The sequence below is a fragment of the Candidatus Omnitrophota bacterium genome (assembly GCA_021735655.1).
Lineage (GTDB): Bacteria > Omnitrophota > Gorgyraeia > Duberdicusellales > 4484-171 > JAHKAJ01.
The window spans coordinates 45,151-62,112 of record JAIPGM010000010.1 but is presented as its reverse complement, the minus strand read 5'-3'; the positions used below and the strand labels follow the sequence as shown (position 1 = coordinate 62,112).

Sequence of the window (16,962 nt, the reverse complement as noted above, 5' to 3'; positions counted from 1 at the left end):
TCCTTTACGGGGTCAATTAAGCCCCAGAAAAACAATACAACCTATAACCTATCTACTCTGTGACTATCTATTTATTCTACTGATAATCCAGAGTTTTCACCAACTATCATTGAACAATTATCGTATCATCTCCTTTAATTTTTTAGTGCTTCTAACCGGACCTGAGCAATTTTTGACTCTTCAATGCCTAGGTCAATTATTTTTTGGTAAACCTTCTTAGCCTCTTCAAGATTGTTATCTCTTTCGTAAATTCTGGCAACCCTAAAAAACGATTTAACCCTATAGCCTTTATCCTGTGGGTCAGCAGCCGCATCATTATCTTCAGGAAAATTATAAATTACCTTGAGATATTGTTCAACTGCATCTTTTAATTTTCCGGTCTTCTCTAAACAAATTCCTAAAGAAAAACGCAGCTCTGGGCTGTCAACATCCAAAACAATTGCTTGGTTAAACATCACTATTGCCTCAGAGTAAAGCTTCATCTCCTTAAGAAGAAAAGCTTTCTCAAAGAAAGCAATTTTTGTTATCGGAGACTTAGAATCAATCAGCTCCTCGTAGATAGCTAAAGCCTCCTCATGCTTTTGGCCTTGGCTATAAACTTTAGCTAGGTACAACTTAGATTTTAAAGCTGCTGGAACATTTTCCTTAGCTAAAGCTTTGAAATGCTCCTCAGCCGTTTCCAAATCGTCTCGGTTCCAATAAAGATGGCCTAGGGCAAGCCTGGCTTCCTGCCCCCAAGAAGAGTCCTGATAATCACGCAACACCTGACGATATTTCTTTTCGGCCTCAATAAAATTACTTTCTTTTTCATAAAGACCCCCTAAATATAGAATTACTGAAGCTCGATGCTCTGACTGGGGGTATTTTTTTAAAAACTGAACCCATGTTTTCTTGGCCGCTTCATTCAAAGATAGATGTAAATAGGTTATACCCAAGTCAACATAGCTAAGTTCCTCTATGTCACGATCGTGGAATTTAGCTACTACTTCTTTAAATATCCTTAAAGCCCTTTGATAATCCTTTTCATTAAAAAAGCATTTACCCTGAAGATAGTACGCCTTGGCGATAAGATCGTCATTGGGAAACTTGTCAATAAAGTCTTCGAGGAGACTTTTAGCTTCAAAATAATCTTCTTGAGAAAAATATCCTACAGCTAAATAGTATTGGGCTTGCGGAACAAGTTTTGACGAAGAAAAATTATTTTTAAGATTATTCAAAGCCATGAAGGCCTTTTCTAAGTCTTTCTTTTTTAAAAAAGTGAGGCCGATTTGGAACTGTATGTAATCAGCGTATATTGTATTCGGGTAATTTGTTAAAATATCATTATAAATGTTTAAAGCTTCTACATATTTACCCATTTCTTGGTAAGCATCAGCAATATGAATTTGTGAACTTGCCTTAACTACTGGATTAGAAGCATATTCTAAAGTATCCTTAAACTCCTCAATTGCTTTTTTAAATTTACCACTCTTTAGATAGCTCCAAGCCAAACCATAATGAGCCTTGTTAATAACCTCAAGGTTATCTGATCTCGATGAATTATTCAAAATATATCTGTATGTATAGACTGCATCATTTAACCTTCCCAGCTCATAGAGAACATCTGCCTTATTTAGATAAACTTCTTGGATATGTGCGCCCTGGGGATAGTCACGAATAAACATGTTAAAAGTTTCTAAGGCTTGGATGAAATCTTTTGACCTAAAGTAATAAGCCCCTTGAGAAAAAAGTCGCAACTCTTTATCTTTTATTCGATCAATAGAAATCTTAGCTTCAAAACTATTATCCTTCTCGATATAAGTAAACCCTAGTCGTTGATAAATTAAATCTAAAAGCTCTGGGTCGGGATGACCACGCAATCCTCTCTGATAGTAGTCCTCAGCTTTATCCCACTCAGCTTGAGTATAGTAGTTTTCTGCAAGATAAAAATAAACCTTTGCAATTTCTTGGCTCCGGCTAAATTTCTCAAAATATTCTCTTCCTAAGGCTATAAGTTGAGAGTGATTTTTCTCTTTTAGATAAATCGGAAACAGCTGCAAGTAAGCATCCTGAACAATTTCGCTATCTGTAGCCTTTTCAACAATATCCGAAAAAACCTTTTTTGCAGCCTTAGGGTTTTCGCCTTCTTGAAAACTCTGACCTAATAAATAATAACTCGGCCACCTAAACTCTGAGTCCGGATAGTTATCAACAACTCTTTTGGTGTAGTTAACCGCCTTATCAAAGTCCCTTCCCTTGAAGTTAATAACACCCAGCCAATAAAATAACTCGTCAGAAATACCATCAGACTTCACCTCAGTTTCGATATCAGAAAGAATCTTCAGAGCTTTTCGATAATCTTGCTTATAATAGTGACACTTAGCTAGATATAGTTTTGCTTTAATAGTTAGGGGGCTTTCAGGAAAGTCTCCAATGAATCTCTCAAATAAAGAAAGTGAAGCATCGTAGAATTGATCAGAAAAAGCCTTAGCCGCCGTACGAAATTGCTCACCCTCAATCTCTTTGGCTAAACTCACCTCCATCAATAATGAAGACAAAGTTAGACCGATAATAAAAATCCCCAATAAAAAACGTTTTAATTTGTAAACACTGTTTAGCATTTGACTCTTAATCGAATCGATCAGACTATCTATTTAAGAGATAACTTAGCTTTTAAAAACTTTCCGGTATAGGAAGCTTTACAAGCTGCTATTTCTTCCGGTGTACCGACAGCAACTATATTCCCACCGGACTCTCCACCCTGGGGCCCTAAATCAATAATATAATCAGCACATTTTACCACATCCAAGTTATGTTCGATAATTAAAATTGTATTTTTCTTATCAGCCAAACGCTGCAATACTGAAAGCAGCTTTTTGACATCATCGAAATGTAAGCCCGTCGTCGGTTCATCAAGGATATATATGGTTTTCCCGGTTGCTTTTTTTCTTAGTTGCGCGGCGAGCTTAATCCTTTGAGCCTCTCCTCCCGAAAGTGTGGTGGCAGATTGACCCAAGGTAATATAGCCTAAACCTACATCTTTTAAAGTTTGTAAAATATTACGGATCCGTGGAAGATTAAAAAAAAGTTCATAGGCCTCATCGACACTCATCTCCAAGACATTCGATATATTTTTACCTTTATAGGCCACATCTAAAGTCTGAGTATTAAAACGTTTTCCTTCACAAACCTCGCAAGGTACATAAACATTTGGTAAAAAGTGCATCTCGATTCTTTTTATTCCTTCTCCCCGGCAAGCCTCACAGCGACCACCAGAAACATTAAAGCTAAATCGAGAAAGCTTATACCCCCTCATCTTTGCCTCGGGAAGCTTGCTGAAAAACTCACGAATATAAGTATAGACCCCGGCATAGGTAGCCGGGTTTGAACGCGGAGTCCTGCCAATTGGCGACTGATCAACGATGATAACCTTATCGACATTCTCTAAGCCAATAATTTTCTTGAATTTTCCCGGCTTAGCCCGCGAATCATAAAGATGTCGGGTTAAAGCTTTGTAAATAATATCCTCAACCAAAGTCGATTTTCCAGAACCAGAGACTCCGGTAACACAAATAAATGTTTCTAAGGGAACGGTTACATTTATATTTTTTAAATTATGTTCCTCGGCACCTTTTATGTTTAAGGTTGGCCTATTTTTATATTGTCGCCTACTCAATGGGAGACTAATCACCTCTTTACCTGTGAGATAACGAGCAGTTAAGGTATTACTCAAGGTAAGTTCACTTTTTGGCCCAGAATAGACTACTTTTCCGCCTTTGACTCCAGCACCCGGACCAAGATCAATAACCCAATCACTTGCTGCAATCATCTGTTCATCATGCTCGACAACGATAACCGTATTGCCCAATTGCTTTAAACTTTTAAGCGTCCCGATCAAAAGTTTATCATCTCGAGAATGCAGCCCAATTGTCGGTTCATCAAGTATGTAAATAACTCCTGAAAGCGCTGAGCCGACCTGAGTGGCCAAACGTATCCTCTGAGCCTCACCACCAGAAAGAGTAGAACTCAATCGGTCCAGAGAAAGGTAGACTAGACCGACATTGCAACAAAAAAGCAAGCGTTTGTTTATTTCCTTAACTATGTAGTTAGCTATCGCCACTTCTTGGGCAGTTAACTTAATTTTTTTAAAAAAAATCTCACACTCAGCAATGGTCATCTCAACTATATCCCAAATTGTCTTACCCCCTAAATAAACCGAAAGTGACTCCTTGCGCAAACGCTTGCCTAAACAACTGGGACAAGGTAGCTTAGACATATACTGAGTAATCTCGGCCTTGCGGTATTCACTATCAGTAGTTTTAAAAATCCTTACTAAATGAGGGATAACCCCCTCAAAGGGCTTATCCCAAACATAAACGTTTTGATTGCCATAAAGAATTAAATTTTGTGTCGCCTGGGGTAAATTTTCATATGGTTTGTCGAGTGAAAATCCGGCTTCCCGGGATAAAGCCCCCAAAAGGGCCCGATAATACATGATGTAGCCCTTACCTCCCCGACGCCAAGCCTCAATCGCTCCGTTCCTTAAAGTTTTTGTTTTATCGGGAATTATAAAATCAGGATCAAACTCTAATTTTATACCCAAACCATTACAGGTTGGGCAAGCTCCGTAAGGTGAGTTAAATGAAAACATTCGTGGTTCCATTTCTGGCAAAGAAATTCCGCAATGAACACAACTTAACTTACTATTAAAAAAAATCTCCTGTTTAGTCGTCTCATTGTAAACTAATAAATAGCCGCCGGAATATTTAAGAGCCACTTCCACTGAATCGGCAATTCGCTTTTTATACTTTTCCGATATTAAAACTCTATCCACAACGATCTCAACGTTGTGCAACTTATGTTTATTAACTACTATCTTATCGCTTAGCTCATAGATATTTCGATCAAGGCGTATCCTGGCAAAACCCTCCTTTAACAAACGGCTAAAAAGATTATGATGACTGCCCTTCTTACCCCTGACCACCGGCGAAAGAATAAAAACTTTATGATTCTTCGGTAAAGAAATGATTTTTTCGATTATTTCCTGAGAAGTTTGTTGGGTAATCACTCGGGAACATTTATAACAATGTGGCTTACCGATTCGGGCAAAAAGTAATCTTAAATAATCATAAATTTCAGTCTGGGTAGCTACGATTGAACGCGGTGATCCTCCGGCCGTCCTTTGTTCAATAGCAATTGACGGAGATAAGCCTTCGACATGTTCAACATCGGGCTTCTGAAGTTGCTCAAGAAACTGACGAGCATAACTCGATAAACTTTCCACATAACGCCGCTGACCTTCAGCATGAATAGTATCAAAAGCTAATGAAGACTTGCCAGAACCAGAAAGTCCAGTCACAACGACTAACTTATTTTTAGGTATCCGTAAGTTAATATTTTTAAGGTTATGCTCTCGGGCACCCTTTATAACTATATATTCATTCATAATATCTACCTGACCTTAATTTAGATCACTACTAGTGAATCTTATTATTTTTTAGCTTCCTATTTTGAAAGGAGAAAAAAGTTTCTTAAGAAGGTACTGTGTGGAAAGAATCGCTAAAGCGCTAGTTTTTGGATTTATTTTTGAAGGGGCATTTTGAATGCTCATATCTAGGTTTCCTTCCTCAGCCTCCACTCTTATGCAGTGAATGTTACGCTTCAATTTTGGATCGGCCTTTATGCAGACCTCAACATTTTTAAAAGCAGTTGAAATAAGTATCGTAGCGGCAACATTTATGTTCTTCGGAAAATGTTTAATTGCTTGACGAACATTACCTCTAAAGATCACTTTTTCCTTCTTTAGCTTCTTTAGATTAATATTTCTATCCTTTAAGTAATCCGCTCCAATAAGACCCTTCGGAGGCTTAGATGTTGTAAGTGTTACCTTTTTTATTTTTGCTAGGCTCAATGCCCCCAAGCCATCGACGCCAGAAATAGCACCAGATGAAAGATAAATATTAATTTTTGCCCGCTTAATCTTCTGCAGTAGAGAAAAATCTTTAATCAAAGCACCGACGCTTAAAATTACTACATCTTTTTTATATTTCAAAGCCTTAGATAGTACCAACCGAGCACCATCCACTGAGGCCGCTTCAATAATCAAATCAACTTTTTTAATCAAATTGTCAATATCACAAACTTGTGGGTTAGGTCGTAACTTTTTACTTAGTTTTTTTGCTTTAAGCTCGTCCATATCAGCTAAGGCTGAAAGTTTAGCTTGGTGCTTTAAAGTTTTGTTGATAAATAAAGCGACGCCTTCGCCAATAGCCCCGCAACCAACAATACCGATTTTTACCTTTTTTTTATTTAACATCTAAAATAATATTATCGATCAAACGAGTCCTTCCAATATACACTGCTAAAGCAATTAGAATTCTGCCTCTAATCTTATTGACTCGCTTTAAACTTTTAGTCTCAACTATCTCGACATAATCTATCTTGGCTGATCTTACTGAAGCAATTAATTTTCTTATACTCTGAGTCACTTGAGCTGAATTTCTTTGGCCTTCAACAATCTTCTTCTTAGCAAGCTTGAGAGCTCGATAAAGCACTACCGCATCCTTTCGTTCTTTAAAGGTTAGGAGTCGATTTCTTGAGCTTAAGGCTAGTCCGTCCTTATCTCTGATAATCGATAATACTTTAACTTTGGTTGAGAAATTTAAATCTCGAATCAGCCGCCGAATAATCTGAGCTTGCTGATAATCTTTTCGGCCTAAATACATTATATCTGGTTGGACAACATTAAGCAACTTAGAAATCACCGTACAAACTCCCTTAAAATGACCTGGACGCGAAAGCCCACAAAGATTATTACTTAAGTCGTGCTCTTCGACGACCGTAGAAAAACCATCCGGATAAATAGTTTTGATTGAAGGATTAAAAACTAAATCTACCCCTTGGGCCTGAAGTAACTTTTTATCGCCCCTGAAATTACGAGGATACTCCCTAAAATCATCTCCACTAGGAGAAAACTGAATTGGATTAACAAAAAGACTCACTACTAAGAATTCACACTGATTTCGGGCAGCCTTGACTAAAGACATATGTCCAGCATGTAATGCACCCATAGTAGGCACAAACCCTACAGTTCTTTTTTTTGTTTTGGCTAAATTTAGCGCTTTACGTACTTTTTTTATATCACCGCTTACAAACATCTTTAAATTTTTCTCTAAACTTTGGTTCGATTTCCAAAAGTGGATTTAAAACAAAATCCCGCTCCAACATTCTTGGATGAGGAATGATAAGTTCTGGACTGTCCACTATTCTGTTACCATACAAAAGAATATCTAAATCAATCGTCCGAGGAGCATTCTTAAACGGCCGTTGACGTCCTAAAAGCTGCTCGATTTTCAATAAAACGCCTAGAAGCACCTGAGGCTCTAAGTCAGTTTCTATCTTTGCTACTGCATTGAAATAATTAGGCCCACAAGCTTTCTGGGGCTGAGTTTCGCTAACTGACGACATCGCTACAACCCTAACTCCTGAAACTGAGCCCAAATTATCCAAAGCGCTATTTATATTCTTGGCCCGATTGCCTAAATTTGAACCAATTCCAATAAAAGCAACTACCATTTTATTGAGAAAACTTATTAGTAATTGGCATACGTCGATCTTTACCAAGAGCCCGCGGGGTAATCTTTATGCCTACCGGAGCCTGACGCCGCTTATATTCATTCGAATCAACCATAGTAATAACTCGCCGGACCACAGCCTTGTTGTAGCCTTTAGCAACTATTTCTTCCAAAGATAAATCATCCTCAACATAAAACTTTAATATCGCATCAAGTAATTTATAATCGGGAAGGCTGTCAGTATCTTTTTGATTGCTTTTAAGCTCAGCCGAGGGTGGTCTCTTGATTACCGAATCTGGAATAACTTTTTTTGAACTAATTTTATTAATTTGTTGCGCCAATTTATAAACTAAAAGTTTTGGCACATCCTTCAAAACACCAAATCCTCCAACCATATCTCCATAAAGAGTGCAATAACCACAAGAAACTTCACTCTTATTCCCAGTATTGAGAACAAGATAATCAAACTTATTCGAAAAGGCCATTAAAATATTACCACGAATCCTGGCCTGAAGGTTCTCCTCGGTAATGTCCGGCTTTTTCCCTTTAAAGTGAGCTGAAAGATCCTTAAAGTAAGCATTTAGAATGTCATTAATTTTGACAATATAGTATTTAATTCCTAAACTTTCGCATATTTTTTTAGCATCACGATAAGTAGCATCTGAGGTAAAAACCGAAGGCATAAGCAATGCTGAAACATTATCTTTACCCAAGGCTATCACCGCTAAACTAACCACCACTGCTGAGTCAATTCCGCCACTTACCCCAACAACAACTTTCTTAAAACCATTCTTATTAACATAATCATAAAGACCAAGCTTTAAGGCCGAGAACGCCTCCACCGCAGCTTCTTCCTTGATTTTTTTGGTTGGATAGTTTTTCTTACGGTTAAGATTAAAGACCAACAAGTCCTCTTGAAATCTTTTTGCACAAGCTATTAGTTTGCCCTGCGGGGATATAACCTTACTTGTGCCATCAAATACAATCTCATCTTGGCCTCCGATTAAATTAGCATAAAATATAAAACTCTTTAAGCGCCGGGCAGCCTGTGCTAAAACCTTTTCTCGCTGAGACATCTTGCCTAAATTAAACGGTGAAGCAGAAATATTAATAACAAAATCTAAATCACAGTTTTCTAATAAACTAACAGTCTCCTTCTGCCAAATATCTTCACATATAGTTACACTAAACTTATAGTTGCCGAAATTATATACAGACAAGGCAGTTCCGGGACTAAAATGCCTTTTTTCATCAAATACACCATAATTAGGAAGGATAACCTTACGGTAGACGTCACAAATCTTGCCATCCTGGATTAAGGCTGAGGCATTATAAAGATTTAACCCCTCTTGATCGACAAACCCAATAACTGCTATCAACCCTCGCGAGTTCCTTACGATTGAACTCAAAAACTGTTTGCTTTTTGAAATAAAATGGTTTTTTCGTAATAAATCTTCCGGGGGGTAGCCAATCAGGGATAATTCCGGAAAAACAACGATATCAGCACCTTTGGCTCTTGCCCGTTTTATATAGCTGATTATTTTTGCGCAATTTTCGGCTAAGGCCCCCACCGTAGGGTTAATTTGGGCTAAAACTACTTTAAGCATAGGCTTATTATACCTTCTTTTATTTACTAATCAATAATTCCGCCGCCAACGATAAAACAAGAAACCACTCAGCGATATCACTAAAAGAGAAATCAACTGCGAAGTTGAGAGAAAAATAATCTCACCGCGCGGATCTCCACGAAAAAACTCGACAACAAAACGAAAAATCCCATAAATAAAACCATAGGATAAAAATATCTCTCCGGAAAATCTTTTCTTTTTTGCAATTCGCAAAAGAATTAAAAAAATAATAACTAGCGAAACAACTGAAACTAATTGTATAGGGATAACTTTTAAACCACTTAAACCAGCCGGAGACTCTTTAGGAAACGATATTCCGCACCAAAGCTTAGTCGGCTTTCCATAGCAACAACCGTAAAAAAAGCATCCTAACCGCCCCAGGGCATGAGCTAAAGGAATGCCAATTACTATAGAATCAATTAATTTTAAAAACTTTATTTTATATCTTTTCGCTAAAAAATAAACTGTCGCTAAACCAGCAATGATCCCACCGTAAAAAATAAATCCACTTCGAATGAGTGCTAAAGGATTTTTTAAAAAATATCGCCATTCAATTAAGAGATAAAGCAATTTTGCTCCTAAAAAACTAAAAACAATTACCCAAAAGAAAATATCACTAAACTCGTCCTTAGCAATGCCCTCTTTTTTGGCCTGGGAGCTGCAAGCAAAATATCCACAAAGCACACCGAGAAAAACAAAAAAACCGTAAGTATATATCGTTAGTGGGCCAATTTTAAAAAGGATTGGAAACATATATTTTATTTTTTACTATCAAGCACTATATTCACTGGTCCGTCCAGCCCTAAATTTATATTCATATGAGCGCCGAAAACTCCTTCTTCAACCTCTAAACCATAAGTTTTGAGAACTAAAACAAAATCATCGAAAAACTTTTCAGCTAATTGATAAGGCATCGAATTATCAAAAGAAGGCCGACGACCCTTGTCAGCGCTGGCACAAAGGGTAAAGTTAGGTATCGCTAATATTGCATAGCCCTTATCTTTAGCTGAATAGGCTAACTTACCCTGATTATCCTCAAAAATGCGCAAATTAACAACTTTTTCAGCCATTGCCGATAAGTTTTCTTCAGTGTCACCATTCTCAAAGCCTACAAAAACAGAAATACCTTTTAAAATTGAACCAATCGGCTCATCGGCAACAACGATTTTACCTTCAGTAACTCTAGCTACAAACACTTTCATAACGATAGCCTTGCCTAGTCCCCCTATTTTCTAATTCTTTTCTTATCTGCTCTATCACAGCATGTTTATTATTAATCCAAGAAGGAGCAATCAAATAATCAGGATGAGCATTAGAAATAAGCCTTAAAACTACTAAAGAGGTCGGCATTAATTCTAAAAAGTCACAAATATTTTTTACATATTCATCTTGAGTTAAAAAATTAAAGTTATTTTTTTTGTGTAGTAGCTCTAGTTGAGTTCCCCGTAAAAGATGAAAAATGTGAAATTTTATTCCTTGAATATCCAACTTAGCAAGACGGTTTGCGTCTTCAATCACATTTTCATAACTAGATGTCGGTAAACCCATTATTAGATGTACACCGACATTAATTTCATAATCTCTGGCTAACTTATAAGCGCCGAGAAAATCTTCATAGCTGTGATTGCGATTTATTAACCGTAGAATAGGCTCTTGCGTAGTCTGCAGCCCATATTCGACCCAGACCAAATAATCCTTCTTGTAGCTAGCGATGAGCTTCATTTTCTCTTCATTAACACAATCAGGACGAGTAGAAATAAACAAACCGACTATCTGAGGAAATTTCCTTATAAGATCATATCGCTTACTTAACGTTTCTTGATCAGCATAAGTATTGGTGAAAGATTGAAAATAAGCAATAAATTTATTTGCTCCTAAACGCTTTTTATAAAACTCAACAGAATTTGCTATTTGGTCTTCTAAAGGTAAATTACTGCGAGCAAATTTAGAAAACCCCTTATTGTTGCAATAAATACAGCCCTGGGTACTTAGGGTCCCATCAATATTAGGGCATCCAAAACCAGCGTCGAGGCTTATCCGCTGAACTCGTTCACCAAAAATATTTTGCAGATAGCTATTGAATGAGTGGAATCTCTCTTTCATTCTTACTGTATACACACCCGCAGTAGCCTTGTCGATAAATACCTAATTTTTTAGCCTGACCAATAGTTCTCTTAAAACCATCTTTTTTCTTAAAATCAATAGCTAAAAATTTATCCTTACCGATATCACTACCAACCTTAAAAACAACACTACTCTTTTTATGCGGACTAATTGTTAAAGTTGTCGTAAAGTAATCGTAATTTTTATCACAGCATAAAGCCATTGTTTTCTCTAGGCGCATTCGATAGCAAGACTCACACCTGAGACCGCCCTCAACGTCTTCATGGTAAGGTTTATGAATTTTGAACCAATCAAAAATGCGATAATTTCCTTCCTGCATTAAAATACCGGAGTTTTCAGCTGCAATTTCAGCAGCCCGTCGACGCTTTAGATATTCAAAATAAGGGTGGATATTAGGATTAAAAAAGAAACCTTCTACCGAAAAACCATCTTTGCGCAACCTCTCGAAGCAATAAAGAGCGCAAACGCCACAACAAATGTGCAATAAGACCTTCTTCATTTATTAAGTCTAAGGCTTAAAATATTCTTTTATGGTAATAAAATCTACTTCTTCCTTTAGCGCCGCTACCCTTTGCTTAAGAAATTCTATTGTGCCTGCTCGCGGATGAGCAATGATGATTATTTTTCCCTTTTCTTTAGCTTTTTTTAACAATTGATCTATTTGCTTCTGCATATGATCCAAATCGTTAACAGCGTCTAGGAAACCTTCGTTATAACCACAAGGCAAACCGACACGATGAGCTATTTCGTAGGCAACTGAATCTAGCGAAGTACGACTATCAACAAAAATCAACCCCTTGTTCTTTACTGCCTGCACAAAAATACTCATTAACTCCCTATCCTCAGTAGCCATTGAGCCCATGTGATTGTTAACTCCAATCGCAATTCTTATCGAGTTCAGATAATTACGCAACAAAGATTTATTTTCACGTTGGCTCAAGCTACCGCTAATAAACCGATATTGGTCGGTTCTATAATTCTCACTTTTTTTTGGCTCCATTGGCAAATGGATAAAAACACTAAACCCGCAACGCGATGCGATATGGGCGATATTTTTTGAAAACTTCAAATTGGGTATAATCGAAACCGTAAGTGGAATATCTAAAGAATATATTTCCCGTAACTCAGTTAAGCTACCGCCTAAATCGTCAAAAATTAATGCTATTGACGGTTTGAGTGACGGTTGATCTTTGCCTAAATCAAGTAAAGACTTGGAGTGATCCCCACTTTTATTTAAAGAACTATAAAAGACTATTGGGATAATAATTAAAACAATAAAAATAAAAATTCGTAAAATTTTAGCCATAAGCTACGTTAACAAACTCCTCATATGCTTTTTTAGGAAAATCACTCTTTAAAATTGCACTTCCCACACAGATATCGTCAACACCAGCCTCTTTGGCCGCCTTAACATTGGATAATTTGATGCCTCCGTCAATTCCGATTTTAATATTCTGATTAGCAGACTTGAAACTTTTTACTTTTTCCAAAACTTCAGGAATAAAATTAGCTCCATAAAATCCGGGATTGACCGACATAAAAAGAACTGAATCAATATCAGATAATATCGGTTTAAGTTCATCTATATTTGTTGGTGGATTAAGCGCAACCCCTACTTTAAAACCCTCTTCTTTAATTTTGGAAATTAAAGCTTGCTGATCTCCACCAATTTCAAAATGGTAAATAATTTTTTCGGCACCGATTTTCCGAAAAACGTCCAACCAAGCTAAAGGATCAGAAACCATAAGATGGGCCTCGGACCTAACTGGGAATTTTACTCCTTTTAAATCTTTAATAGTTATACTCCTGGAAGGAACAAATACTCCATCCATGATATCAACTTGAACATAATCAGTAAACTCAGAACAAATCTCAGTCATCTCAATAAGCTTATCTTTCTGATCAGTAAGTAATGCTGGTACTATCATTTTTTAAAATAGGTTTTTAGTATTTTTATAATATTTTCGTTGGGCCGATAATTTTTTGTTTTCCAGAAATTAATAACATCTTTTTTATTTTTTCCCCAATGCCTTAGATAGGTTTCCCAGCCATACTCAGGGCCCTCCCTCTGAAGATATGGAGAATTATTAACATATTGATAAATCCCATCAGGAAATGCTGCTTGAGAAACTGCCTTATAAGTCCAGTAAGTATACTCGAAACCAAAACTTTCAAAAACACCCAAAATGACCTTGAGCCACTCTCGTTCCCCAAAAAAACCTCCCCGCCAGTTAATCCCAAACTCTCCTACAAAAATTTTAACCTTATTTTTTAACGAAAACTTATAGTAAGGCTCTAAATATCTATACATTCTATCTTTATTCCACAGCTGCCCGTCTATCTTTCCCGGAAACTTATTAAAAGGCTCAAAATTAAACGTGTAACTTAATGGATGATAGGTGTGAATACTAATTGCCGTGTTAGCATCTATTAAATCAACCAAAAAATTAACTTCCTGTGCCCAATTATTACCCTCTAAATATATCGTGTGCTTTTTGTCAACTCTTCGGATATGTTTTATAACTCCCCGATAAAACTCTTTAAGAACCTGGTTGCTCCTTTTTCCTAACACCGGTTCATTCAAAACATCGTACCCAATCAGAGACTTATCATCCTTAAATCTATCTGCTATGGCTTCCCAAAGGCAAAAAGTTCTCTGGCGATATTGCTTCTTATCCCAAAGCAAAGCCTGACCGGCACTATCACCATGCCAATCGCAATTCTGAGCACCAGGGGCAGCGTGAAGATCTAGGATTATCCCTAAACCGTATTTTTTGGCCCAAGAAAATGCTCTTTCTAAATAAGCAAAGCCACGCTCACAATAGCAATATGGTTTTGACTCTATCAAGCGATAGTTAAAGGGTAGCCGAACAACCCTAGCCCCAATATCAGAGATATTCTTAAAATCTCCTTGAGTTATAAAATTATCTCTAAAGCAAACTTCGAATTTCCTAAGTTCTTTTTGACCATATATGTTTTGAAACTTTCTCTTAAAAATATGTTCAGCAATATTTCGACCACCGAGGATGTAACCTTCCATAAGAAGCCAGCTACCTAGATTAACACCTTTTATTGCTTTAGTTTTTGACATTTTAAATGTTTTTTTTTGAATCAGACGTCTTCCAAGGCATCTTCAGGTACTGCTTGTACGCACAAAGATGATCCTTCTTCCAGTAAGTATGTAATATTTGCTTAACCAAAACACAGTCAAATGCCTCTCCGCTTACGGTTTTCTGGGTGCCGAAACGTTGGTCGTAAACTTCACAGTAAAACGAACCAGTTTCATCTTCCCTTAGATGTTTGCAAGGATCATCGTATGCCCCACAACAGCCACCACAGCGTATACAGAGCTCATCCCACTCTCGCTCTTTAAGCTTCAAACTATCTTGATAGTGAATATAACTCTTATCCATAAGGGGCTTATTATATCAAAAATTTAGAGGATTTCAAAGGAAGGTAAAATTAAGAAATTAGGCCAAAAAACCCGGAAATAAGAGTCTGCCCCAACTTTGCCTGGCGTTTATTTAGAAAAAAATCGCCCAACTTATTTAAAAAAACTGTAACTAATGATTAATCCACTAAATACTATAGAGACCATCGACATCAACTTAATAAGAATATTTAATGATGGTCCAGCCGTATCCTTAAAAGGATCCCCCACTGTATCGCCACAAACTGCAGCCTTATGGGAATCAGAACCTTTACCGCCGAGGTTTCCGGCTTCGATATATTTTTTTGCATTATCCCAAGCACCACCGGAATTAGCCATAAAAATAGCTAAAACAAATCCCGAAGATAAAGCTCCAACTAAAAGGCCAACCTCGCCTCTTACCCCCAAACATAACCCAACCACGATAGGAGCAATAATCGCTAAAAGCGATGGAAGTATCATCTGACGCTGGGCAGCTTTAGTAGTTAAAACAACACAGCGTGAATAATCAGCCTCTGCTTTACCCTCAAGTAAACCTTTTATCTCACGAAATTGCCTTCTGGCCTCTTCAATAATTGTCCCAGCAGCTCTTCCTGCTGCTTGCAGAGAAAAAGCGCAAAATACAAAAGGCATCATCGCACCGATAAAAATTCCAATAATCACATTAGGGTCAAAAAGGCTTATATCCATTGACACATTTACCCCCAAACGCACTGCTTCGTGGATAACGTGGTCACGATAAGCAACTATTAACGCTAGAGCAGTTAAGGCTGCTGAACCAATAGCAAACCCTTTTCCGGTTGCAGCAGTTGTATTGCCTAAAGAATCAAGCTGATCGGTTCGATCACGCACCTCTTTAGGTAATCCGGCCATCTCAGCAATCCCTCCAGCATTGTCGGCAACTGGGCCATAAGCATCGGTAGCCAAAGTTATACCTAAAGTAGAAAGCATCCCAACCGCTGAGATACCTACACCGTAAAGACCCATTCCAAAATTGCTAAAACCGCCACTAACAGCAAAACTTCCCAAAATAGCACAACTGACAGTAAAAACTGCCCCTACCGGTGAAAGCATACCTAAGGCCATTCCTTCAATAATCATAGTAGCTGGACCGGTTTTTGAAGATTCAGCCAAGGCCTTAGTCGGGCCATGTACAGCTGAAGTAAAGTACTCAGTAAATTGACCGATAAAAACTCCAGCCATAAGACCAATTATAACTGAGCCAAAGATTCCAATGTAGCTTTTGCCTAAAACAAAAATAACTACTAAAAAAGAAAATACAATTACCAAAGCGGATGCCGTCCAAACTCCCTTGCGGAGAGCCCGCAATAATGTTTTCTGAGTAGCATTTTCCTTAGTCTTCACAAAGAAGAATCCAATCAGAGAAGCGACAACTCCACAAGCGGCCATAAGTAACGGAGTAATTACACCATTTATACCCAAACCGGCAGCTGCGGCTAAAGCCATAGTGGCCACAATTGAATCAACGTATGATTCGTAAAGATCAGCTCCCATTCCAGCAACATCACCAACATTGTCACCTACCAAATCGGCAATTACGGCTGGGTTTCGGGGATCATCTTCGGGAATCCCGGCTTCTACTTTTCCCACCAAATCAGCACCAACATCAGCCGCCTTAGTGTAGATACCTCCGCCCAAACGAGCAAAAAGAGCATAGCTAGATGCACCCATCCCAAAACAAAGCATGGTTGAAGTGATAGCGGTTAAAAGATCGCTTCCTTGAGGTAAGGCATGACTGGCATAGTACCATTTCAAAATAACAAACCAACTGGCCATCTCAAGCAAACCAAGACCTACGACCATAAAGCCCATAACCGTACCAGCACTAAAGGCAACTCGCAGGCCTTTATTTAAACTTTGCTGAGCGGCATAAGCAGTACGGGCATTAGACTTAGTTGCTACATACATCCCCAACCAACCACAAAAACCACTAAATAAACCACCAGTTAAAAAAGCAAAAGGAACAAATATAACTAAAAAACCTTTAAGTGCCATTGCTAGAAGAACGACGAAGACCACAGCAAAGAAAATAGAAACTACCTTATACTGTTGTCTCAGATAGCCCTTGGCACCTTTAAAAATATAACCCGAGATGGTTTTCATAGTCTCATTACCTTCGGGCTGACTAAATATCCAACGAATAAGATAGCCACAAAAACTAATTGCCAAAAATGCCCCAAAGAAAACTACTAAAATCGAATTCATA

General features: G+C 37.7%; 15 protein-coding genes. All 15 read right to left on the bottom strand.

The genetic code is table 11. The features are described 5' to 3' along the window. Positions 1-134: 134 nt before the first annotated feature. Positions 135-2,600, bottom strand: a complete 2,466-nt coding sequence (locus K9L86_07515; GenBank protein MCF7908698.1) for a tetratricopeptide repeat protein — start codon at positions 2,598-2,600, stop codon at positions 135-137. Between the two features lie 29 nt (positions 2,601-2,629). Continuing rightward, the gene (uvrA, locus tag K9L86_07510) at positions 2,630-5,428 is read right to left on the bottom strand and encodes an excinuclease ABC subunit UvrA (protein MCF7908697.1); all 2,799 of its coding nucleotides are present in this window, start codon (positions 5,426-5,428) and stop codon (positions 2,630-2,632) included. Positions 5,429-5,476: 48 nt separating this feature from the next. Next, on the bottom strand, positions 5,477-6,295 hold the full coding sequence (locus K9L86_07505) for a DUF108 domain-containing protein (GenBank protein ID MCF7908696.1): 819 nt from the start codon (positions 6,293-6,295) through the stop codon (positions 5,477-5,479). Beyond that, entirely contained in the window at positions 6,285-7,136 is an 852-nt protein-coding gene (gene panC, locus K9L86_07500; GenBank protein ID MCF7908695.1) for a pantoate--beta-alanine ligase, read from the bottom strand. Before panC ends, K9L86_07505 begins: the two co-directional genes overlap by 11 nt. Beyond that, positions 7,120-7,554 carry a 2-amino-4-hydroxy-6-hydroxymethyldihydropteridine diphosphokinase gene (gene folK / locus K9L86_07495; GenBank protein MCF7908694.1) on the bottom strand — a complete coding sequence of 145 codons (435 nt, stop codon included), beginning with the start codon at positions 7,552-7,554 and terminating at the stop codon, positions 7,120-7,122. Before folK ends, panC begins: the two co-directional genes overlap by 17 nt. Before the next feature lies 1 nt (position 7,555). Continuing rightward, complete coding sequence (locus tag K9L86_07490) at positions 7,556-9,160, bottom strand: NAD+ synthase (GenBank protein MCF7908693.1); 1,605 nt, start codon at positions 9,158-9,160, stop codon at positions 7,556-7,558. 30 nt (positions 9,161-9,190) lie between these two features. Continuing rightward, positions 9,191-9,934, bottom strand: a complete 744-nt coding sequence (lgt, locus tag K9L86_07485) for a prolipoprotein diacylglyceryl transferase (protein MCF7908692.1) — start codon at positions 9,932-9,934, stop codon at positions 9,191-9,193. A 5-nt stretch (positions 9,935-9,939) separates the two neighbouring features. Continuing rightward, positions 9,940-10,383, bottom strand: a complete 444-nt coding sequence (gene dtd / locus K9L86_07480; protein ID MCF7908691.1) for a D-tyrosyl-tRNA(Tyr) deacylase — start codon at positions 10,381-10,383, stop codon at positions 9,940-9,942. Beyond that, on the bottom strand, positions 10,364-11,284 hold the full coding sequence (locus K9L86_07475) for a TIGR01212 family radical SAM protein (protein MCF7908690.1): 921 nt from the start codon (positions 11,282-11,284) through the stop codon (positions 10,364-10,366). Before K9L86_07475 ends, dtd begins: the two co-directional genes overlap by 20 nt. Then, positions 11,256-11,804, bottom strand: a complete 549-nt coding sequence (locus K9L86_07470; GenBank protein MCF7908689.1) for an epoxyqueuosine reductase QueH — start codon at positions 11,802-11,804, stop codon at positions 11,256-11,258. The genes K9L86_07475 and K9L86_07470 overlap by 29 nt, the downstream gene beginning before the upstream one ends. Before the next feature lie 9 nt (positions 11,805-11,813). Continuing rightward, on the bottom strand, positions 11,814-12,611 hold the full coding sequence (locus K9L86_07465) for a divergent polysaccharide deacetylase family protein (GenBank protein ID MCF7908688.1): 798 nt from the start codon (positions 12,609-12,611) through the stop codon (positions 11,814-11,816). Then, a complete protein-coding gene (locus tag K9L86_07460) occupies positions 12,604-13,233 on the bottom strand; it encodes a ribulose-phosphate 3-epimerase (protein MCF7908687.1) in 630 nt (209 codons plus the stop codon). Before K9L86_07460 ends, K9L86_07465 begins: the two co-directional genes overlap by 8 nt. After that, positions 13,230-14,396: a glycoside hydrolase family 5 protein gene (locus K9L86_07455; GenBank protein MCF7908686.1), complete on the bottom strand. Its 1,167-nt coding sequence runs from the start codon at positions 14,394-14,396 to the stop codon at positions 13,230-13,232. The genes K9L86_07460 and K9L86_07455 overlap by 4 nt, the downstream gene beginning before the upstream one ends. Position 14,397: 1 nt before the next feature. Further along, positions 14,398-14,718 (bottom strand): hypothetical protein, encoded by a 321-nt coding sequence (locus tag K9L86_07450; GenBank protein MCF7908685.1) that lies wholly within the window; start codon positions 14,716-14,718, stop codon positions 14,398-14,400. Positions 14,719-14,849: 131 nt separating this feature from the next. Beyond that, a complete protein-coding gene (locus tag K9L86_07445; GenBank protein MCF7908684.1) occupies positions 14,850-16,961 on the bottom strand; it encodes a sodium-translocating pyrophosphatase in 2,112 nt (703 codons plus the stop codon). Between the last annotated feature and the right edge of the window lies 1 nt (position 16,962).